Annotated in this window: 20 protein-coding genes; 9 read left to right on the top strand and 11 right to left on the bottom strand. The window is 74.4% G+C overall.

Annotation, left to right across the window (positions count from 1 at the left end; all coding sequences use genetic code 11):
• Positions 1-20 precede the first annotated feature (20 nt).
• On the top strand, positions 21-527 hold the full coding sequence (locus H6H00_RS02795) for a hypothetical protein (protein ID WP_185719819.1): 507 nt from the start codon (positions 21-23) through the stop codon (positions 525-527).
• A gap of 342 nt (positions 528-869) precedes the next feature.
• Here H6H00_RS02795 and H6H00_RS02790 read toward each other — a convergent pair whose 3' ends face one another.
• From H6H00_RS02790 to H6H00_RS02780, 3 genes are all read right to left on the bottom strand, one after another.
• Positions 870-1022: a hypothetical protein gene (locus H6H00_RS02790; protein ID WP_185719818.1), complete on the bottom strand. Its 153-nt coding sequence runs from the start codon at positions 1020-1022 to the stop codon at positions 870-872.
• A gap of 305 nt (positions 1023-1327) precedes the next feature.
• Positions 1328-2986: a DUF389 domain-containing protein gene (locus H6H00_RS02785; protein ID WP_185719817.1), complete on the bottom strand. Its 1659-nt coding sequence runs from the start codon at positions 2984-2986 to the stop codon at positions 1328-1330.
• A 245-nt stretch (positions 2987-3231) separates the two neighbouring features.
• Positions 3232-4062: a PaaX family transcriptional regulator C-terminal domain-containing protein gene (locus tag H6H00_RS02780; protein ID WP_185719816.1), complete on the bottom strand. Its 831-nt coding sequence runs from the start codon at positions 4060-4062 to the stop codon at positions 3232-3234.
• 52 nt (positions 4063-4114) lie between these two features.
• Between H6H00_RS02780 and H6H00_RS02775 the strand changes: the two genes are divergently transcribed.
• A complete protein-coding gene (locus tag H6H00_RS02775; protein ID WP_185719815.1) occupies positions 4115-4843 on the top strand; it encodes a VC0807 family protein in 729 nt (242 codons plus the stop codon).
• Here H6H00_RS02775 and H6H00_RS02770 read toward each other — a convergent pair.
• From H6H00_RS02770 to H6H00_RS02755, 4 genes are all read right to left on the bottom strand, one after another.
• On the bottom strand, positions 4818-5657 hold the full coding sequence (locus tag H6H00_RS02770) for a helix-turn-helix transcriptional regulator (RefSeq protein WP_185719814.1): 840 nt from the start codon (positions 5655-5657) through the stop codon (positions 4818-4820). The two genes, H6H00_RS02775 and H6H00_RS02770, sit on opposite strands and share 26 nt — an antisense overlap.
• A gap of 90 nt (positions 5658-5747) precedes the next feature.
• Positions 5748-6692 (bottom strand): MBL fold metallo-hydrolase, encoded by a 945-nt coding sequence (locus H6H00_RS02765; RefSeq protein ID WP_185719813.1) that lies wholly within the window; start codon positions 6690-6692, stop codon positions 5748-5750.
• Positions 6689-7603: a fumarylacetoacetate hydrolase family protein gene (locus H6H00_RS02760; RefSeq protein WP_185719812.1), complete on the bottom strand. Its 915-nt coding sequence runs from the start codon at positions 7601-7603 to the stop codon at positions 6689-6691. Before H6H00_RS02760 ends, H6H00_RS02765 begins: the two co-directional genes overlap by 4 nt.
• Positions 7604-7655: 52 nt before the next feature.
• Entirely contained in the window at positions 7656-8543 is an 888-nt protein-coding gene (locus tag H6H00_RS02755) for a LysR family transcriptional regulator (protein ID WP_185719811.1), read from the bottom strand.
• Positions 8544-8641: 98 nt separating this feature from the next.
• On the opposite strand from H6H00_RS02755, the gene H6H00_RS02750 reads away from it, so the two are divergent.
• The 3 genes from H6H00_RS02750 (at position 8642) to H6H00_RS02740 (ending at position 11630) form a co-directional block, all read left to right on the top strand.
• Positions 8642-10084 (top strand): amidohydrolase family protein, encoded by a 1443-nt coding sequence (locus H6H00_RS02750; protein WP_185719810.1) that lies wholly within the window; start codon positions 8642-8644, stop codon positions 10082-10084.
• Between the two features lie 134 nt (positions 10085-10218).
• The gene (locus H6H00_RS02745; protein ID WP_185719809.1) at positions 10219-10857 is read left to right on the top strand and encodes a TetR/AcrR family transcriptional regulator; all 639 of its coding nucleotides are present in this window, start codon (positions 10219-10221) and stop codon (positions 10855-10857) included.
• Between the two features lie 8 nt (positions 10858-10865).
• Positions 10866-11630 (top strand): SDR family NAD(P)-dependent oxidoreductase, encoded by a 765-nt coding sequence (locus tag H6H00_RS02740; protein WP_369408063.1) that lies wholly within the window; start codon positions 10866-10868, stop codon positions 11628-11630.
• A gap of 7 nt (positions 11631-11637) precedes the next feature.
• On the opposite strand, the gene H6H00_RS02735 is transcribed toward H6H00_RS02740, so the two are convergent.
• From H6H00_RS02735 to H6H00_RS02725, 3 genes are read right to left on the bottom strand one after another with little or no spacing between them, the layout of a single operon-like run.
• Positions 11638-12879: a cytochrome P450 gene (locus tag H6H00_RS02735; protein ID WP_185719807.1), complete on the bottom strand. Its 1242-nt coding sequence runs from the start codon at positions 12877-12879 to the stop codon at positions 11638-11640.
• The gene (locus H6H00_RS02730) at positions 12876-14006 is read right to left on the bottom strand and encodes a thiolase family protein (RefSeq protein ID WP_185719806.1); all 1131 of its coding nucleotides are present in this window, start codon (positions 14004-14006) and stop codon (positions 12876-12878) included. Before H6H00_RS02730 ends, H6H00_RS02735 begins: the two co-directional genes overlap by 4 nt.
• Positions 14003-14374 (bottom strand): Zn-ribbon domain-containing OB-fold protein, encoded by a 372-nt coding sequence (locus H6H00_RS02725; RefSeq protein ID WP_255425543.1) that lies wholly within the window; start codon positions 14372-14374, stop codon positions 14003-14005. The genes H6H00_RS02730 and H6H00_RS02725 overlap by 4 nt, the downstream gene beginning before the upstream one ends.
• Positions 14375-14543: 169 nt before the next feature.
• On the opposite strand from H6H00_RS02725, the gene H6H00_RS02720 reads away from it, so the two are divergent.
• Genes H6H00_RS02720 through H6H00_RS02705 form a run of 4 tightly spaced genes read left to right on the top strand, consistent with a single transcriptional unit; the run spans position 14544 to position 18661 of the window.
• Positions 14544-15653: an LLM class flavin-dependent oxidoreductase gene (locus tag H6H00_RS02720; RefSeq protein ID WP_185719804.1), complete on the top strand. Its 1110-nt coding sequence runs from the start codon at positions 14544-14546 to the stop codon at positions 15651-15653.
• 10 nt (positions 15654-15663) lie between these two features.
• A complete protein-coding gene (locus H6H00_RS02715) occupies positions 15664-16425 on the top strand; it encodes an SDR family NAD(P)-dependent oxidoreductase (RefSeq protein ID WP_185719803.1) in 762 nt (253 codons plus the stop codon).
• Positions 16425-17234, top strand: coding sequence for an SDR family NAD(P)-dependent oxidoreductase (locus H6H00_RS02710; protein WP_185719802.1), 810 nt, complete (start codon positions 16425-16427; stop codon positions 17232-17234). The genes H6H00_RS02715 and H6H00_RS02710 overlap by 1 nt, the downstream gene beginning before the upstream one ends.
• Positions 17235-17269: 35 nt before the next feature.
• Complete coding sequence (locus H6H00_RS02705) at positions 17270-18661, top strand: phenylacetate--CoA ligase family protein (protein ID WP_185719801.1); 1392 nt, start codon at positions 17270-17272, stop codon at positions 18659-18661.
• On the opposite strand, the gene H6H00_RS02700 is transcribed toward H6H00_RS02705, so the two are convergent.
• Entirely contained in the window at positions 18658-19152 is a 495-nt protein-coding gene (locus H6H00_RS02700; RefSeq protein WP_185719800.1) for a VOC family protein, read from the bottom strand. The two genes, H6H00_RS02705 and H6H00_RS02700, sit on opposite strands and share 4 nt — an antisense overlap.
• Positions 19153-19170 lie beyond the last annotated feature (18 nt).

Genomic DNA, 19170 nt, shown 5'->3' with positions numbered 1-19170 from the left:
GACACGACCGAGGAGTGACCATGACCATCTTCACCTGCGCCCCAGACACCGACGCCCCCGCGTCGCACCTGGTGCGCCGCCGCGAGCGGCGGTACGCGTTCGGGTTGGCGACGGCGGCGCTTGCCGTCGCCGTCACTGGAGCGTCGGTCGGGCCGGCCCTGTCGGTCGACGGCGGCACCCCGTCTGGCCTCGCAGCGACGACGAGCCTCGTCGACGGACCCACGATGCGGATCGTGGACTCCCCGGCCCCGCAGGCGTCGCCCGCCGTGAACCTCGTCGCCGTGCACACGCTCGCCGCGGCGCCGGCGGCTCGGGCTTCGTGGTGGCACCCGTGGGGCGACTACGGGCGGTGTGTGCTCGGGATCGGGGTACCCGTCGGGGTGGCCTGGTACTTCGTGACCACCCTCGGGACCCGCACGGCGCTCGCTGCGCTGCGCCGCCAGCCGCTGCCGCCCTGGGCGGGCGCCGGCGCGAAGCGCTACGCCGACGCCGTATGGAACTCCTGCGCACGGTTCATCGCGTCGTAGTCGTCGCGGTCGTGATCGCCGGGCCGCTGCTTCACGGATCGCCGTGAGCAGCGGTCCGCTGCATGAGGCCGTGCGGCGTGATCTGGCGCGCACTCCGATCGCTCCGTGCACGTTGAGCTCGTCATCGATCGTGTTCCGCCCGAACTTGCTGATCAACATGTGGCCTGGAGTCCCTCGGCAATTCTGGGCCTCCCGGGTCGGGCCCAGTCAGCGACCTTGAACCAGTGGGGCGTCACGTTTGCGAAATCGAGAGTGCTCGATATCTGTTGCGTTTCACCTGGAGACAGGCGGGACGACAGGAAGCATGACTTCGGGAAGCGAGAGATGTCGGCCTTGCGATTCTCAGACCGTGGTCAACGTGTAGTCACCGCGGAACGGGGGCGTTCCTTGGCCGGGATCGAGTCCGTCACCTGGCCCATCGACCGCGACACCGACGACGACCCACACGTCGCCCTGCAGCTGAGCGTCATCGACTCCGACGTCCTCGGCGACCACGACGACATCCCCAGTGGGGACCACTTGGGGACCACTTGCTCTACACCGTGCATCGCCACCTGCACGTTCGAGCCCGCCTGGAACGTGCGTGGCGTGATTGACGTGCGGGAATCGCGAACCCGCCGACCTGGCAGTCAAGGGGTCAGGGGTTCGAATCCCCTCAGCTCCACCCTTCCTCACCAGCGGAAACACTCCGCTGAGGTCATCAATACCGACCCCATCGCAGGTGCGACCCGCACCGCTGCCGGCACTGTCCCGGCCGATCGTCAGCGCGCCCGGGGACGCAGGGGCGTCCGCCCCCTCGGTCAGGTGCCGGCTCCGCTGGTCGGGTCGATCTGCACACGGGTGCTGGGGGTGAACTCGACGGCGACCGGGATGCCGTAGCCGACCCCGGCGGAGATCCTGCGCTGCAGATCGGCGACGTCGCCGAGCGGTCCGGTGCCGGTCACCCCGATCTCGACGACGCCGTCGCGGTAGCCGAGGTCGACCAGCCGCAGGCCCGGCCGGGTCCGCAGCCAGTCCTCGACGGTGTCGTGGGCGGTCCGTTCGGTGGTGAACGTGACCAGCAGCCCCTGGGAGGTGACGACCAGCGGCACCAGTACGACGAGGGCGAGCGCGGCGAACGGGGCCACGGCCGCGGTGAGGCGTCGCCGCTGCGCCCGGTCGGCGTGCGTGCGGGCGAAGCCGGTCAGCACGAACACGGCCGCCGCGGACAGCACGATCGCGACGAAGTTGGTCAGGAACAGCAGGAACGCGCCCAGGGCGTCGCCGAACTCCGCGGCGCCGATGGCGATCCCGACCACGGCGAGCGGGGGGACCAGTGCCACCGCGATCGAGACACCGGCGATCCCGGAGGCGACGCGGGCGTTCACGGTCGCGAACGCGCCGGCCGCACCGGCGGCGACGGCGATCAGCAGGTCGAGCAGGTTCGGGCTGACGCGGCCGAGAACCTGGGTGTTGCTGTCGAACGCGAACGCGACCGCGGCCGGGAGCCAGGTGGACAGGACGAGGGAGAAGGCGACTGCTGCGCAGGCCCCGGCCAGGACGAGGAGCCCCGAGGCGGTGGCCCGGCGGGTCCATCCGTTCACCAGCGAACCGGCGAGCCCGAGGATCGGCACCATGAGGGGGGCGACGAGCATGGCCCCGATCACCACCGCGGTGGAGTCCTGCAGCACCGCGAACGTCGCGATGGCGATGCTCAGCAGCAGCATGGTCCACCACGCGGCGAGCTTGCCGCGCCGCTCGGGCGCCTCGAAGTACAGGGTGTCCGCGATCGCGGCCCGGGAATCCTCGCCGATGTCGGCGTCGCGGATCTGGTCCCAGACCAGGTCGCTGATCAGCGTCCCGGACATCGCGCGCACGTCGGAGCCGGCTCGGGCGGCCCGGATGCCGTGGCCGAGCACCACGGCACCCACCCCGACCAGCAGCAGCGCCCCGATCAGCAGCACGGCCTCCGCCAGGGAGGCCGGGGTCACCACCGCCACGACCCCGACGGCGGCGCCCGACACCCCACCGACCAGCCGCGCCGCGCGGCGCTCCCGCCTGCCGAGGACCCCGGCCGCCAGCGTGACCAGCCCGCGCAGGACCAGCAGGACACCGACCAGGGCCAGCAGGGATCCGAGGGCGGTCGGCGGGGTGACGAGCAGGAGCACGGCGAGCGCCACCCCGACGAGCCCGCGCAGCAGCCGCGCGACCCCCCGCCCCCCGGTCGCTGCGCGGCGCGCCAGCACGTCGGCGACGTCGTGGACGCCGAGGGCGCCGAGACCACAGGCCAGCACCACCGGCAGCGCCGCCGTGCTGACCGTGATGAGCACCAGTGCCGCGAGCCCCACCGCGACACCGACCCCGCCGCGCACCACCGCGCCGTTGAGCTCACCCGCACCGGGTGGGCCGAAGCGCAGGGCCCGAGCCGGCCGGGGTCCCCGGCCCCGGTCGCCCTCGGCCGCCGTCACCGGGTCCGACATGGTTCCTCCCGTGGCGCGCTCCCGGCGCTGCGCCGGGTCCCGCCGGCCCGGGCTGCGGGCCGGCACCGTATGTCGAGTCGGCCGGGGGACGGGTTTCGCTACGCCGGCACGGTCGTCGGACGGAAGGTGACGACCGGGGGCCGCGGAGGGATCGACCGCGGGCATGCCCGGCCCGGTGCGGCGCGACGACGCCGAGCTGGTCGCGGGAGCGGGCGGCGGGGCGACGGCCGCCGCGACCGGAGCCGTCACGGCGGGGGCGTGCGCCCGGTCCCGGCCCGCAGGGCCGCGACGTACTCGTCGACGCCGGGCACGAGTGCGCGCAGGGCCTCGGTGAGCGCCACGCGCACGCGGTGCTGCGGCCAGTCGGGGGCGAGGAGCTGCGTCGGCAGCTCGGGATCGTCGCGGATCGCCTCGTAGATCGGGAGCGTGGCAGCGGCGAGGGCGCGCAGGGCGTCGGGGCCGGTCGGTGGGTCGGTGCGCGCGCGGGCGGCGGCGGTGTGCGCCGCGTCGGCGAGGACCCGGTAGCGGGCGCCCAGCTGGTCGAGCCCCCACAGGCGCTCGGCCACGGTCCGGCTGTCCTCGACCGACAGGCGCAGGTGCCCGGGCAGGACCTGGGCGTCCTTCGGGGCCCGGTCGAGCGTGGGGGCGAGCTCGGCGCGGCGGTCGGTCGGTGCGATGAGCAGGCCGGGGCCGAGACCGCGGTAGCCGGCGGTGTGGGCGGCGCGGCGCAGCGCGTCGCGGAACCCGCGGCGGCGCTCGGGCACCTGGACGAGCAGGGTGTGGAACTCCCCGTCCCACTCGGCTGCGGCCGACCCGGCCGCGTGCCGGCGGTGCCCGGACAGCACCGACGCGGAGGGCGCGTAGCCGACCGTCCGGTCCATCCGGACCGAGGTGATCGAGCCGGCCCGGCGCAGCCGCAGGACCGTCGAGCGGGCGGCCCCCTCCGCCACGCCGAGATCACCCAGCATGCGGACCAGCACCGGCCCCGGCAGCGGCGGCGACGGGGGGACCCGGGCGGCGCCGAGGACGAAGAACACGAGACCGGAGGCCGTCGCATGTTGTGCGGATCCGCTCACGACCGGATACGGTAACGCACAACTCGCTGGTCCGCCGACGAAAGAGCCGATCATGAGCACACCTGATGCCGGGAAGCCCGTCAGCGGCCAGTCCGCCCTCGCGAACTGGATCGTGACGATCATCGTGAACGTCGTGCTGCCGTTCGCGACCTACGTCCTGCTGACCCGCGTGTTCGGGGCGGGCGAGGTGACCGCGCTGCTCGTCTCCGGGGCGTGGCCGGTGCTGGAGATCGCCTACACGGTGGCCCGGCACCGGGTCGTCGACGAGTTCAGCGTGTTCGTGCTGATCGGCATCGTGATCGGGATCGTCACCGCCCTCTTCTCCGACGACGCCCGTGCGGTGTTCCTCAAGGACTCGCTCGCGACGGGGCTGATCGGCGTGGTCATGCTGGTGACGCTCGTGGTCGGGCGGCCGCTGACGTTCTACCTCGGCCGCCGCTTCGCCACCGACGGCTCGGCGGTGCAGCGGCAGTGGTGGAACGGGTTGTGGCGGCACCCGCAGTTCCGCCGGGTCCAGCGGACGATCGGGCTGATGTGGGGCGTGACCCTGCTCGGCGAGGCGGCGATCCGCGCGCTGCTCACCCTGACCCTCGGCACGGAGCCGATGGTGCTGGTCAACAACGTCGTCCCGCTCCTCGTCATCGCGGGGCTGGTCACCGTCACCGTCGCCATCGGGCGGCGGGCGCAGGCGGCCGCGGCCCGGCAGGGCCACGACACCGCCCCGCCGCCCGCCGAGGCGGACCCGGGTCGGGGCGTCAGGGGAACGCCTGGGCCCCGATGACGGACAGCAGCCGCAGCTTGTCGTGGCTCTCCGACCCGGGCACCGCGGTGTAGACGAACAGCAGGTGCGCCTGGTCCGGGTCGAGCAGCGTCTGGCAGTGCAGCTCCAGCAGGCCGAGCTCGGGGTGCACGAGCCGCTTCACGTCGTGGGGGCGGACGCCGATCTCGTGCTCGTCCCAGGCGGTGCGGAACTCCTCGCTCTGCTCGACGAGCAGCTCCGCGAGGTGGGCGGCCCGGGAGCCGGGGCCGCGCAGCGTCACGAGCCCGCGCAGGCCCGAGGCGTACATCCGGGTCAGGAACGGGTGGTCCTCGGGGGCGTACAGGCGGCGGGTGTCGGGGTCGGTGAACCACCGGTACCCGCGGCTGCGGGCCGGGCCGGTGTACCGGGTCGAGTCCCCGGTGAGCGCGACGCCGAGCGGGCTCTGCCGCAGCGTCTCGCCCAGCTCGGTGACGATCTCGGCGGGGGTGTCGTCGAGCCGGTCGAGGATGCGCAGCAGGCCGGGGCTGATGTGCTCGCTGGCCGCTCCCCGCTGCGGGGGGCTGTGCCCGGCGAGCCGGAACAGGTGGTCGCGCTCGTCCAGGGACAGGTGCAGCCCCTGGGCGATCGAGGCGAGCATCTGCGTGGACGGCTGGGGGCCGCGTTCGCGTTCGAGCCGGGAGTAGTAGTCGGCCGACATGTGGCACAGCGCGGCGACCTCCTCCCGCCGCAGCCCGCTGGTCCGGCGCCGCGGCCCGCGCGGGAGGCCGACGTCCTCCGGCTGCAGGGCCTCCCGGCGACGCCGGAGGAACACCGCCAGCCCGGCCCGGTCGATCATGGCTACCGCCCTCTCCTCGCCGTCCCCCGTTCCTACCGTCGCGCCGCGCGCCCAGCCACGGATCGTCGGTCCCCCCCTTCGCGGGGCGGGTCAGGCGAGGCAGGTCAGGGGCTTGCCGCCGTTGTAGTCGACCATCTCGCCGAGTGCCGCCATGACGTCGACGGGGGTGCCGCGCGGGCCCCCGTCGAGCTCGGCGTAGGCGCGGTGCAGGTTGCCGACGATCCGCTCGGCGTCCGGCCAGTCCGCGAACCGCCCCAGGTCGGTGTCGCGGGCGGCCTGCAGCGGGGCGACGCCGGCGGCGCGGCCCCGCTCGGCCAGGTCGAGCACGAAGCGCAGGTAGTCCAGCGTGGCGTCGAGCGGGGCGCGGCCGTGGAAGACCGGGCCGTGCCCGGGCACCGTCGTGCCGGCGCCCAGCGGGGCCACGACGTTCTCCAGGACGTCGATCGCGCCGACGACCGAGCCCATGAGCAGGAACGGGGTGCCGCCGTGGAAGATCAGGTCGCCGCAGAACAGCGTGGACCGATCGGGGAACCACACCAGCGAGTCGTTGGTGGTGTGCGCGGCCGTCCCGACGTGCCGGACCTCGGCGCGCAGGTCGCCGACGTGCAGCGTCACGCCGTCGGCGAAGGTCAGGAACGGCGGGTCGAGCGGCAGCGAGCCCCACTGCGGGGTGTCCCAGAAGGGCAGCTCGCGCGGCGGCCCGAACGCGATCATCTCCTCGCGGGCGCGCTCGTGGGCGACGATCGTGGCGGTGCCGAACAGCGCGTTGCCCCAGGTGTGGTCGCCGTGGTGGTGGGTGTTGACCAGCGTCCGGACCGGCGCCGAGGTCACCGAACCGATGGTGTCGACGAAGGCGCGGGTGCGGCGCTCGGTGGAGCACGAGTCGACGGCGACCACGCCCTGCGGGCCCACCGCGAAGCCGGTGTTGTTGATCCACCACGTCCCGTCCGGCTGGACGTAGGCGAAGATCCCGTCCGAGACCTCCTCCAGCCGCGGCGGGCCGGGGACGGTGATGTCGTGGGTGTGGGCGCTCACGCGAGGTCCTTCCGCAGCGGGCGCACGGCGGCGCCCTCGGTGATGGGGGCGTCGACCGCGCCGAGGCCGTCGACCTCGAGGCGGACGCGGTCGCCGGGGCGCAACCAGGGGAACGCGTCGGCCCCGTGGACGCGGGCGAGCTCGAGGATGCAGCCGGTGCCGACGGTGCCGCTGCCGATCAGGTCCCCGGGCAGGACGCGGGTCCCGCGCGAGGCGTAGGCGATCATCTCGCCGAAGCTCCAGTGCAGGGCGTCGAGCCGCCCGGCGCTGTACGGCTTCCCGTTGACCGACGCGGTCATCGCCGCGGACGCGGGCAGCTCGTCGGGGGTGAGCATCCACGGCCCGCAGCTCGACGCCGAGTCCTTGCCCTTCGCCGGGCCGAGGTTGAGCTTCATCTCCTCGCCCTGCAGGTCCCGGGCGCTCCAGTCGCAGAACACCAGGTAGCCGGCGATGTGACCGACCGCCTCCTCGGGGCTCAGGTCGGCGCCCTCCCGCCCGATGACGGCCGCGACCTCGAGCTCGTAGTCGAACGCGGCGCTGCCGGGGGAGATCGCCACCGGCTCGTGCGGGCCGCGCAGGGCGGCGGGGTTGGTGAAGTAGAAGACGGGCTGCCGGTACCACAGCGGGTCGACCGTCAGCCCGATCGCGGCGCTCGCGGTGACCACGTGCTCCTCGAAGGCCATGAAGTCGCGGACCGACGGCGGGCGCGGCACCGGGGCCAGCAGCGTCACCGTCGCCGGGTCGACGGCCGGGCCGGTGAGTGCGGCGTCCGCGGCCGCGCGCAGCCGCGTGCCGTCGTCGCCCAGCAGGTCCACCAGCGCGGTGCCCGCTGGCGCGGGATGCAGGCGGTCGCCCGCCCACACCGCAGTGCGGACGGTGCCGTCGGCCTCGGCGTAGCTGCTCCAGCGCATCGGGCTCCCCTCGTCGTCGGCCGTCCAGTGTGCCCCGGGGCGGCCCCGTCGATCATGGCCCGGGTCGGTTGCGATCCGGGAGGTCCACCGCCGCGACGGCCCGGGCGGCGGCCCGGAACACCGCCACCGCCTCGCGCCGGTCGCCGGGGCGGGTGGCGACCGACACCGTCGCCCCCGGTCCCTCCATCGGGACGTACCGGACCCCCGGGTGGGGGAAGAACCGGCGCGCCGGCTCCCCGTGCAGGCCGAGCCAGCCGCTCGTGGCCACCGCGGTCGGGATCCCGGACGGCGAGCGGACGTCGACGCTGCCGCGCCGGCCGCTGGTGTCGCCCCACTCCGCCAGACCGGGGACGCCGCCGACCGGGGAGACCCACCGCCGCCCGTCGACGTCGGCGGCGGTGAGGCGGTCGGCCTCGGCGAGGTCGGACCCCACCGGGACGACGGCGTAGCGGTCCATCTCCAGCGCCCGGTCCAGGACGAGGTCGTCCGCCCCGCCGACGTCGTGGACGAGCGCGACGTCGACCTCGCCGCCGCGCACGGCGTCGTACTGGTCGTCCCAGGCGAGCTCGACGGCCGTCAGGGTGAGGTCCGGGAGCCGGGCGCCGACGAGCTCGCGCACGTCGGGCCACAGGTCGGCCAGGCCGAACCCGAGCACCCCGATCCGCAGGACGCCCGGCTCGTCGCGGCGGCCCTCCGCCGGGGCGAGCAGCGCGTCGAGCTGCGCCAGGACGTGGCGCGCCCGGGGCAGGAAGCGCTCGCCCTCCGGGGTGAGCGCGACCCGGCGGCTGGTCCGGGTGAACAGCGGCGTGCCCAGCTCGCGCTCGAGGGCCTGGATGCGGCGGCCGAAGGGCTGGGCCGCGATCCAGTGCGCCTGCGCCGCCCGTCCGAAGTGGAGGGTGTCGGCGAGCGTCACCGCGTACCGGAGCGAACGGACGTCCATGTCCCACCACCTCGCGGGCGATGCTACGACGGCCGACCCCCGCGATCGCAACCTCTTCGGCCCATGTTCCCCGGCCGCGGCGTCGCCACGCTGGGCGCATGACACGCACCCTGATCCGCGGCGGGCACGTCCTGACGATGGACCCCGCCCTCGGCGACCTCCCCTCCGGCGACGTCCTCGTCGAGGACGGGGTGATCACCGCCGTGGCGCCGTCGCTGCCGGTCACCGACGCCGAGGTGATCGACGCGAGCGGTCACCTGGTGCTGCCCGGGCTCGTGGACACCCACCGCCACACCTGGCAGTCGCTGGTCCGCGGCATCTGCGGGGACTGGACGCTGGGCGACTACTACTTCGGCATCCGGCTCGCGATCTCCCCCGCCTACACCGCCGACGACGTGCGGCTGGGCAACCGCCTCGGCGCCCTCGACGCGCTCAACGCCGGGGTGACGACGCTGCTCGACTTCTCCCACTGCAACAACACCCCCGACCACAGCGACGGCGCCGTCCTCGGCCTGCGCGACGCCGGGATCCGCGCCGCGTTCTGCTACGGGTTCTTCGAGAGCTCCCCGGAGGCCACCCGGTTCGGCGACCACGCCGCGCGCCTGGCCGACTTCCACCGCATCGCCGACACCCACTTCGCCTTCGACGGCCTGCTCACCCTCGGCGTCTCCCTCTCCGAGCTGTACGGGTTGCCGTGGGACCGGACGGTCGCCGAGCTGGCCGCGGCCCGGGAGCGCCGTGCGCTGGTCGTCAACCACACCGGGTGCGTCTGGGGCAGCGTGCTGACCGGCGGGATCGCGGAGCTCGACGCGGACGGCCTGCTGGGCCCGGACATCGTCCACGTGCACTGCAACGCCCTCGACGACGCCGAGTGGGAGGCGCTCGCCCGCAGCGGCGGGAAGGTCTCGATCTCGGTGGAGACCGAGCTCAACATGGGGATGGGGCGCCCGGTGTTCGAGCGCTGCCGCCGGCACGGGCTCGCCCCGACCCTGTCCGCCGACGTCATCTCGCTCAACTCCGGCGACCTCTGGCACGAGATGCGGTTCGGGCTGGGCCTCACCCGCTGGGAGGCCACGGAGGCGACGAACCGGGCGGGCGCCATGCCGGAGCAGGTCACCACCACCGCGCGGGAGGCACTGGCCTGGACCACGGTCAACGCCGCCGACGCGCTCGGGCTCGGCGACCGGATCGGCTCGCTGACCCCGGGCAAGCGGGCCGACCTGCAGCTCGTCGGCGGCGGGTCGGTCGAGCAGCACCCGCGGATCGACCCGTACGGCACGCTGCTGTTCCAGACCACGGCGGCGGACGTCCGCACGGTCCTGGTCGACGGCCGGGTCGTCAAGCGCGACGGCGTGCTCACCGGCGTCGACCTGCCCCGGCTCACCGCCGAGGCCGACACCGCCGCGGAGGCGATCCTCGGCCGGGTCCGGGACGCGGGCCGCGCGCTGCCGGGTACCCCGCCGGGGGCGTTCGAGGCGCTGGAGCCCGTCGCCCGCGGGTTCCGGGACGAGGCGGTCCGGGCCGTGCGGGCGGGCCGGTGAGACGTCGGTAGTCGACCGGCGTTCGGGGAAGAGGGCCCCTCGGGGCGTCCGGCGGGCGGACGAGGAGGATTCGGGCGGGGAGCCCGACCGGCAGTTTGGGTACGCTGGCGGCTCCCCGAACCAGGAGCGCGCCCATGCCCCGTCCCAGCCGTTGGCCGGAGATCCTGCTCGCCGCGGGGGAGGAGTTCCGGGAGCACGGGTACGAGAACGCAACGCTGGAGAGCATCGGGGCGCGGGTCGGGATCCTCAAGGGCAGCATCTACAACTACGTCGGCAGCAAGGAGGAGCTGCTGCTCGCCGTCGTGGAGCAGCCGGCCCGGGCCCTGCTCGCCGAGCTCGACCTGCTGCGCGCCGACACCCACAGCAGCGTGACCGTGCGGCTGCAGGGGCTGATCCGGATGCAGGTGCGGATCTTCAGCGAGTGGTACCCGGCCGCGTTCGTCTACCTTCGCCACCTCGGCCACGTCGTGCAGTCGCCCAAGTTCGCCGAGTTCCGCGAGATGGACGGGCGCTACATGGCCGCCGTCGAGGGCCTGCTGGCGGAGGGGGCCGCGTCCGGGGAGTTCTCGCTCGCCACGGAACCGCGCACGGCGGCCCGCGCGATCGTCGGCATGCTCGACTGGATGCAGCACTGGTTCACCCCGCGCGGCGAGGTGGAGGACCTCGCGCTGGCCGACGAGCTGTTCGCGATGGCGCTCGGCGGCCTGATCGCCGGGGGCAGCATGCGCGCGATCACCCGCGCGTCCCGCCCCGCCGCCCCGGCGCCGTCGTGAACGACCCGGTGCCCGCCTGGCGGCTCGACGGCCGGGTCGCCGTCGTGACGGGGGCGTCGGCCGGCCTCGGGGCGTACTTCGCCGCGGTGCTGGCCGGCGCCGGGGCGGACGTCGTCATCGGGGCCCGGCGCGGCGCGGAGCTGGCGACGGTGCGGGAGCGGGTCCTCGCGGCGGGGCGCCGGTGCGTCGCGGTCGCCGCCGACGTGACCGACGCGGACGACTGCGCGGCGCTCGTCGCCGCCGCCGAGGAGCTCGGCGGGGTGCACGTCCTGGTCAACAACGCGGGCACGGGGTACGCGGCCCGGGCCGAGCGCGACGACCCCGACCGCGCCGCCGCGCTGATCGAGGTGAACCTGCTCGGCGCCTACCGGATGGCGGCCGCCGCGGGGCGGGCGATGATCGCGCGCGGCGCGGGCGGGTCGATCGTCAACATCTCCTCGGCGCTCGGACTCGGGCCGGGCGACGTGCCCCAGGCCGCGTACTCCGCGTCCAAGGCCGGCCTGCTCGGCCTCACCCGCGACCTCGCCCAGCAGTGGTCGGGCCGGCACGGCATCCGGGTCAACGCGCTCGCGCCCGGCTTCTTCGACTCGGACCTCACCGCGCCGCTGCTGACCCGCGCGGACGGGCTCGCCGCGGTCGTCGCCCGCACGCCGCTGGGCCGGGTGGGGCGGCTGGAGGAGCTGGCGGGCCCGCTGCTGCTGCTCGCCTCGGACGCCGGGTCGTACATGACCGGGACCACGCTGTGCGTCGACGGCGGGTGGACGATGCACTGACCGGCGGTCAGGGCCGGTCGAACTCCACGGGGAAGCGCAGCATCCCCCGCGAGAGCAGCACCGGGTGCCAGCGCAGCTCGTCCTCGGCCGGGCGCAGCCCGGGCAGCCGGTCCAGCGCCCGCGGGATGGCGACGGAGGCCTCCAGCCGGGCCAGCGGGGCGCCGAGGCAGTAGTGCATCCCGACGCCGAAGCCCAGCTGGCGGCCGTGGCGCCGGGTGATGTCGAGGCGGTCCGGGTCCTCGAAGACGGCCGGGTCCCGGTTGGCCGAGGACGGGCACAGGAAGACCCGCTCACCGCGGCGCAGCGTGCGCCCGCGCAGCTCGACGTCGTCGGCCATCAGCCGGGCGACGGTCTTGGCCGGCCCGTCGAAGCGCATCAGCTCCTCGACCGCGCCCCCGACGAGCCCCGGGTCGGCCGCGAGCAGCGCGCGCTGGCCGGGGTCGCGCAGCAGGGCCAGCAGCCCGCTGCCGATCAGGTTCGTCGTGGTCTCGTGGCCGGCGAACAGCAGCAGCACGCCGGTGGAGATCACCTCGTCCTGGCTCAGGGCGTCGTCGTCGTCGCGGGCGCTGATCAGCGCGGACAGCAGGTCGTCGGCCGGTTCGCGCTCGTGGTCGCGGACCAGGCCGGTGAGGTACTCGGTCAGCTCCGCCATGCCGTGCGCGCCCGCCGTGTGCCGGTTCGGGTCGCCCATCCCGCCGAACACCAGCCCGGTGATCTGGTCGGACCAGTCCTTGAACCGGGGGTGGTCGCGGCGCGGCACGCCGAGCACCTCCGCGATGACGGCCGCGGTGAGCGGGTAGGCGAAGTCGCCGATCAGGTCGGTCCGGCCGGTGCCGCCGGCCAGTGCCGCGTCGAGCAGCTCGTCGGTGACCTCGGTGATCCGCGCCCGGACCCGGTCGACCGCGCGGGGGGTGAACGCGCGGCTGAGCAGCTTGCGCAGCCGGGTGTGGTCGGGCGGGTCCTTGAACACCATCCAGTCCTCGAGGACGCCGAACGCGGCGCGGACCGCCGGGTCGGCGTCGGGGCCGTCGAGCTTGGCCCGGCGGTAGGGGGAGATGCGGTCGGAGGAGAACCGGGGGTCGCGCAGCGCGTCGGACACGTCGTCGAAGCGGGTGACGAACCAGGAGCGGTACCGCGGGCTCCAGTGCACGGGGTCGTGCTCGCGCAGGGCGGCCAGCAGCGGGTAGGGGTCGCGGACGGCGTCGTCGCCGAGCAGGTCCGCGTGGGTGAGGTCGATCGACGCGCTCACGGTGCCTCCAGCACGGCGACGACGCAGGCGTTGCCGTCGAGCACCGACACGCCGCCGCCCATGGTCTCGACGACGCCGATGCGGGCGCCGTCGACCTGGCGGCCGGCGGCCTCGCCGCGCAGCTGCCAGGTGATCTCGGCGAGCTGGGCCAGGCCGGTGGCCCCGAGCGGGTGGCCGCGGGAGAGCAGGCCGCCGGACGGGTTCACCGGGTGCGCCCCGCCGAGCGCCGTCACGCCGGCCGCCGCGGCCTCGCCGCCGCCGCCCGGAGGCGCCAGGCCCAGCGCCTCGGTCGTGACGATCTCGCCGATGGTGAAGGCGTCGTGCACCTCCAGGACGTCGACGTCGGACGGTCCGGTCAGGCCCGCAGCGGCGAACGCGTCGGCGGCGGTGTCGCGGACGACGTCGTGGCCCCACACGTGCGGCGAGGCGTGGTTCCACGGCGCGCCGCTGCGCATCGCGACCCCGCGGACGGCCACCTCGCGCGAGCCGCCGGTGGCGGGCGCGAGCACGGCGGCCGCGGCGCCGTCGGAGGTCGGGCAGCACTGCAGGAGGGTGAGCGGGTCGGCGACCATGCGCGAGGCCAGCACCTCCTCGACGGTGTGGCGGCCGGAGTACTGGGCGCGCGGGTTGTGCAGGGCGTGCGCGTGGTTCTTCACCGACACCGCCGCGAGCTGCTCGGGCGTCACGGCGCCGAGGTGCAGGTAGCGGGCCGCGGCCATGGCGTAGAGGGCGGGCAGGGCGAGCCCCGAACGGCCCTCGGGGTCGGTGGGCTCGGGGGTGATGGCCCCGGCGAACGCCGTGCTCATCTGCTCGAGGCCCAGCGCGAGGACGCGGCCGTACCGGCCGGTGCGGACCGCCTCGTGCGCCTCGGCGAACGCGGTGGTCCCGCTGGCGCAGGCGTTCTCGACCGTGACGATCGGGATGCCGGTGACGCCCATGGCCCGCAGCACCCGCTGCGCCACCCCGGCGGGACCGAAGACGGTGCCGACCCACACCGCGTCGACGCCGTCGACGCCGGCGTCGGCGAGGGCCTCGTGCACCGCGTCGAACGCGAGGCCGACGAGATCGCGCCCGGGCTGGCGGCCGAAGTGGGAGGTGCCGACCCCGTGCACGGCCACCGCGCTCACGCGAGCACCTCCACCCGGACGTCGCCGTCGTCCGACGGTGCGGCGAGCCGGACCCGGGCGCCGATCGGCGGGGCGGCGTCGTGCGCGAGGTGGGCGAGGACCCGGGGGCCGTCGTCGAGGTCGACGTAGGCGAGGGCGTACGGCGGCGTCCGGCCGGGCACCGGGATCCGGACGACGGTCGCGCTCCACACGGTGCCCTCCGGCCCGAACGCGGCGGGCTCCACCTCGCCGCGGCAGGCCGGGCACCGCGGCCAGGCGAACGCCGCGACCTCGCCGCAGGTCGGGCAGCGCCGTCCGAGTACGCGGTGGCGCCCGTCGGGGCCCGTCTGCACCAGTGGGCGCGGGTCGGCGAGGGGTGGTGGCGTCACGCCGCCATGTAAGCAAACGTCGGTACAGTTATCAACAGCGTCGGTAGTCGTACGACGACGCCTCTTGACAGCCGCGGGTGGTGCAGGCCACATTCATGGCACCGCTGTTGCCGAACCACGGTTTGCACACTGTGTGTTGCGGCCCGCCCCGACCCAGGAGGACCGATCGATGAAGTTCGGCTTTTTCACCATGCCGGAGCACCCGCCGATCGAGAACTGGACGCTGTCCTACGATCGCGACATCGCGGCGATCGTGGAGGCCGAGCGGCTCGGGTTCTCGGAGTTCTGGATCGGTGAGCACCACACGGGCGGTTACGAGAACGTGCCCGTCCCGGAGTACATGATCGCCAAGGCCTCCGCCGTGACGAGCCGGATCCGGCTGGGCACCGGCGTGGTCAACCTGCCCTACCAGGACCCGTTCATGGTGGCGGAGCGCCTCGCGTTCCTCGACCACCTCACCCACGGCCGCCTGGAGTACGGGTTCGGCGGCGGTGGGCTGCCCACCGACAAGGCGCTCTTCGGCCTGGAGCCCTCCGAGGCCGCGCCGCGCACCAACGAGGCGCTGGAGATCATCTGGCAGCTCCTGACGTCCGACGACCCGGTCACCTACGAGGGCGTGTACTGGAAGTACGAGAACCGCCAGCTCCAGGTCGGGCCGTACCAGGACGTCCCGCCGTTCGCGATCGCCGGCCTGACGGGCCTGCACAACTACGCCAAGTGCGGCGCCAACGGCTGGAAGCCGCTGAGCGTGCACTTCGCCCCCATCGACAACGGCACCTACGACCTCGCCCCCGACCTCGTCGGCATGGGCCGGGCGATGCTGGAGGCCGGCGCGGCGTCGGGCATCGACCCCGCCGTCACCCGGGAGAACTGGCGGGTCGTGCGCGAGGTCTACGTCACCGACGACAAGAACCAGGCGATGCGCGACATCCGCGAGGGCGTCAAGCGGTCCTACGACTACCTGTTCGGCCTCGGCCTCGGTGCGCTGATGAAGAAGGGCGAGGGGATGGAGGACCCCGACCTCACCTTCGAGTGGATGGTCGACAACATCCCGTGGATCATCGGCAGCCCGGACGACTGCATCCGCCAGGTCAAGGAGCTGGAGGAGGCCACCGGCGGCTTCGGCACGCTGCTGATCAACTGCCGCGACTGGGTCACCACCGACAAGTGGAACCGCTCGCTGGAGCTGTTCGCGCGCTACGTCACGCCGCAGTTCACCGCGCGCGAGCGCATGGCCCGGCGCCAGCACATGGCGAACGTCGCGCTCGGGATCGCCTGAGGCCGGCGGGATGAACAGGCTCGACGGCAGGGTCGCCGTCATCACCGGCGGCGTGCAGGGCATCGGTCGGGCGGTCGCGCTGCGGTGCGCCGCCGAGGGCGCCGCGGTCGTGATCGGCGACCTGCAGGACGACGACTCGACGGCGCGGGAGATCACCGCCGCCGGGGGCCGCGCCGTCCACATCACGATGGACGTGCGGCAGCGCGGCGACTGGAAGCGGCTCGTCGACGAGGCCGTCGGCGGGTTCGGCGGCCTGCACCTGCTCGGCAACATCGCCGGGGTCACCAACACGCTCGGCCCCGACAACGTCGTCGACCTCGACGACGCGGGCTGGGACCACGTCATCGGCACCGACCTCAGGGGCGTCTGGCTGGGCATGCAGGCCGCGATCCCGCGGATGCTCGACGGCGGCGGGGGCAGCATCGTCAACATCGGCTCGATGGCGGCGCTCAAGGGGCTGGAGAACCTGGCCGCCTACTCCGCGGCCAAGGGCGGGGTCGTCAGCCTCACCCAGCAGGTGGCGATGGAGTACAGCCCGCGCGGGATCCGGGTGAACTGCATCTGCCCCGGCACCATCGACACCCCGATCCTCGCGGGCATCACCGAGAGCATGCGCGAGAACTTCGTGGCGGCGCACATGATCCCGCGCCTGGGCCGGGCGGAGGACATCGCGGCGGCGGCCGCGTTCCTGTTCTCCGACGACGCCAGCTTCTGCACGGGGCAGGCCATGCCGGTCGACGGCGGCTGGAACGCCAAGGGGAGTGCCGGCTGATGGACGACCTGTCGGGGCAGACGGCGTTCGTCACCGGGGCGGGCAGCGGGATCGGCAAGGGGATCGCGGCGGCGCTGCTGGAGCGCGGCGCCAACGTCGTCTCGCTGGAGATCGAGCCCGCCAACATCGAGGCGGCGGGCGAGGAGCTCGGCGGGGGTGACCGGCTGGCCTGGCACGAGGGGTCGGTCGCGGTCGCCGCCGACGTGGAGGCGGCCTTCGCGCTCGCCGCCGAGCGCTTCGGCACGGTGCACCACCTCGTCAACAACGCGGGCACGGCGTCGCTGTCGCTGGTCGTCGACACGTCCGAGGACGACTGGGACCTCATCGTCGACACCTGCCTCAAGGGCACGTTCCTGTGCACGAGGGCGTTCGCGCGGCAGGCCATCGCCGCGGGGTCGGGCGGCGCGATCGTCAACATCGCCTCGCTCAACGCCGTCGCGGCCACCGACGGCCTGGGCCACTACTGCGCGGCCAAGGCCGGGATCATGCAGTTCACCCAGGTCTGTGCGGGTGAGCTGGGCCGCCACGGCATCCGGGCCAACTCGATCGGGCCGGGCACCGTCAACACCCCGCTGGGCGCCGGCTTCACCGTCGGGCGGATCGGGCAGGAGTTCCTGGACCGCACGCTGGTCGCGCCGCCGCGGCACCAGGAGCCCTCCGACATCGCCGACGTCGCGCTGTTCCTGCTCTCGCCCGCCGCCGGGCGGATCACGGGACACTTCGTGCCCGTCGACGGCGGGCAGCACGTGCGGGGGCTGCACTCCTACTGGGACGTGGCCGAGGCGCAGGGCCTCGTCGCCCGCCCCTGACGGCACGAGGAACCGGGAACGGAACGAGGAACGGCATGGGCAGCACGGCAGGGCCGCGGGGCTTCCCCCGCTTCTGGGACGAGGAGCGCGAGACCCTCGCGCCCGCGGAGCGCGACCGCCTGATCCTGGCGCGGATGCAGCACCAGCTGCACCACGTCTACGCGGACCTGCCGTTCTACCGCCGGCACTACGACGCGCACGGGTTCCATCCCGACCAGGTGCGCACGATCGAGGACTTCACCACGAAGGTCCCGGTGATCACGAAGAAGATGCTCGTCGCCGACCAGCGCGAGCACCCGCCGTTCGGCAGCTACAGCCGTCCGGTGCCGCCCGGGGAGATCGCCCGCATCCACGGGTCGTCGGGCACCTCGGGCGTGCCGACGATGTACGCGGTGTCGCGCACCGACTGGGAGCGCGCGGGCGAGGTCCACGCGATGGCGCAGTGGTGCGCGGGCGTGCGGCCCGACGACGTCGTGCAGGTCGGGTTCCCGTTCGGCCTGTTCTTCGGCGGCTGGGGCGTGGTGCAGGGGGCGGAGCGCATCGGCGCCACGCTGTTCCCGCTCGGCATCACCGACTCCGAGCGGCACCTGGAGCTGATCGACCGGCTGGGGTCGACGATCTTCAGCGCCACCCCGTCCTACTGCATCCACCTGCTGTCGGTGGCCGAGAAGATGGGCATCGACCTGCGGGGCAACACCGTGCGGCACCTGCTCGTCGGCGGGGAACCCGGCGGGAGCCTGCCGGGCACCCGGAAGATCATCGAGGACGGCTGGGGCGCCACCGCGGCCGACGCCGGCTCGACGTCGGAGATGTACCCGTTCCAGACCAGCGTCGGCTGCACCGAGGGCACCGGCACGCACCTCTACACCGACGAGGTGTTCACCGAGGTCGTCGACGCGGCCGACCCCAACGCGCCGATCCCGGTCGGGCGGCGCGGCGCCGTCGTCTACACGCACCTGTGGCGCGACTCCCAGCCGATGATCCGGTTCGCCCCCGGCGACGAGACCTACCTCGACACCGACCCGTGCCCGTGCGGGCGGACCTACCCGCGCCTGCCCGAGGGCATCCTCGGGCGGCTCGACGACATGCTCGTCGTCCGCGGGGCCAACGTGTTCCCCAGCGCCATCGAGACCGGTCTGCGCACCGTCGCCGAGCTGGGGCCCGAGTTCCGCATCCGGGTGACCCGGGTCGGGGCCCTCGACGAGCTGACCGTCCAGGCCGAGCTGGGGCACGCCGCCGTCGCGGAGCTCGACGCCCTCGCCCCCGCCGACGCCGGGGCGCGCCGCGCCGAGCTCGCCCGCCGCACCGAGGACGCGCTGCGGCGCGCGGTCGCGATCCGGGTGCCGGTGGAGCTGCTCGCACCCGGGACGCTGCCGGAGACGACGTTCAAGGCCCGCCGCGTCGTCGACGAGCGGCCGCGCGGCTAGACCGACCGCAGCACCGCGTCCAGCGTGGCGAAGACCGGGTCGGTGCCGCCGTCCTCCCAGGAGGGCGTCGGGTCGGGCCGGCCGGGGGCGGGCGCCCACAGCCACCAGATGTTGCCCCAGGGGTCGAGCATCCGGCCCAGGGTCGTCCCGCCGTAGAACGGGGTCGGCTCGGTGACGGTGGTGGCGCCGCGCGCGGTGCCGTCGGCGAGCACCGCAGCGACGTCGCGGACCCACACCTGGAGCAGGCCGGGCCGCGCCGGCCAGCCGTCGAGGCGGTCGGCGATCATCAGGTCGACGGTGCCGAGCCGGAGCTGGGCGTGGATCAGCTTCCCGTCCGGCAGGGGCGTCCGGGCCCCGGCCGTCTCGGGGACGCCGAACACCTCGGACACGAAGGTGATCAGGCCGTCGGCGTCGTCGACGATCACGAACGGGTTGAGCACGGCGCCGGCCTCGGGAACGGCGTCGGCCGGGAGCAGGGTCTCGGTGGTCATGGGGCGAGTCTCGCGGGG

The organism is Pseudonocardia petroleophila, from assembly GCF_014235185.1.
Taxonomy (GTDB): Bacteria; Actinomycetota; Actinomycetes; order Mycobacteriales; family Pseudonocardiaceae; genus Pseudonocardia; species Pseudonocardia petroleophila.
This window is presented reverse-complemented; position numbering and strand designations above follow the sequence as displayed.

Excerpts from the sequence above, each read along its gene's own strand:
- H6H00_RS02715 (WP_185719803.1), top strand. The coding sequence starts at position 15,664 with ATGAACAGGCTCGACGGCAGGGTCGCCGTCATCACCGGCGGCGTGCAG.
- H6H00_RS02770 (WP_185719814.1), bottom strand. The coding sequence starts at position 5,657 with ATGATCGACCGGGCCGGGCTGGCGGTGTTCCTCCGGCGTCGCCGGGAG.
- H6H00_RS02760 (WP_185719812.1), bottom strand. The coding sequence starts at position 7,603 with ATGCGCTGGAGCAGCTACGCCGAGGCCGACGGCACCGTCCGCACTGCG.
- H6H00_RS02795 (WP_185719819.1), top strand. The coding sequence starts at position 21 with ATGACCATCTTCACCTGCGCCCCAGACACCGACGCCCCCGCGTCGCAC.
- H6H00_RS02785 (WP_185719817.1), bottom strand. The coding sequence starts at position 2,986 with ATGTCGGACCCGGTGACGGCGGCCGAGGGCGACCGGGGCCGGGGACCC.
- H6H00_RS02745 (WP_185719809.1), top strand. The coding sequence starts at position 10,219 with ATGCCCCGTCCCAGCCGTTGGCCGGAGATCCTGCTCGCCGCGGGGGAG.
- H6H00_RS02710 (WP_185719802.1), top strand. The coding sequence starts at position 16,425 with ATGGACGACCTGTCGGGGCAGACGGCGTTCGTCACCGGGGCGGGCAGC.
- H6H00_RS02720 (WP_185719804.1), top strand. The coding sequence starts at position 14,544 with ATGAAGTTCGGCTTTTTCACCATGCCGGAGCACCCGCCGATCGAGAAC.
- H6H00_RS02750 (WP_185719810.1), top strand. The coding sequence starts at position 8,642 with ATGACACGCACCCTGATCCGCGGCGGGCACGTCCTGACGATGGACCCC.
- H6H00_RS02705 (WP_185719801.1), top strand. The coding sequence starts at position 17,270 with ATGGGCAGCACGGCAGGGCCGCGGGGCTTCCCCCGCTTCTGGGACGAG.
- H6H00_RS02700 (WP_185719800.1), bottom strand. The coding sequence starts at position 19,152 with ATGACCACCGAGACCCTGCTCCCGGCCGACGCCGTTCCCGAGGCCGGC.
- H6H00_RS02775 (WP_185719815.1), top strand. The coding sequence starts at position 4,115 with ATGAGCACACCTGATGCCGGGAAGCCCGTCAGCGGCCAGTCCGCCCTC.
- H6H00_RS02755 (WP_185719811.1), bottom strand. The coding sequence starts at position 8,543 with ATGGACGTCCGTTCGCTCCGGTACGCGGTGACGCTCGCCGACACCCTC.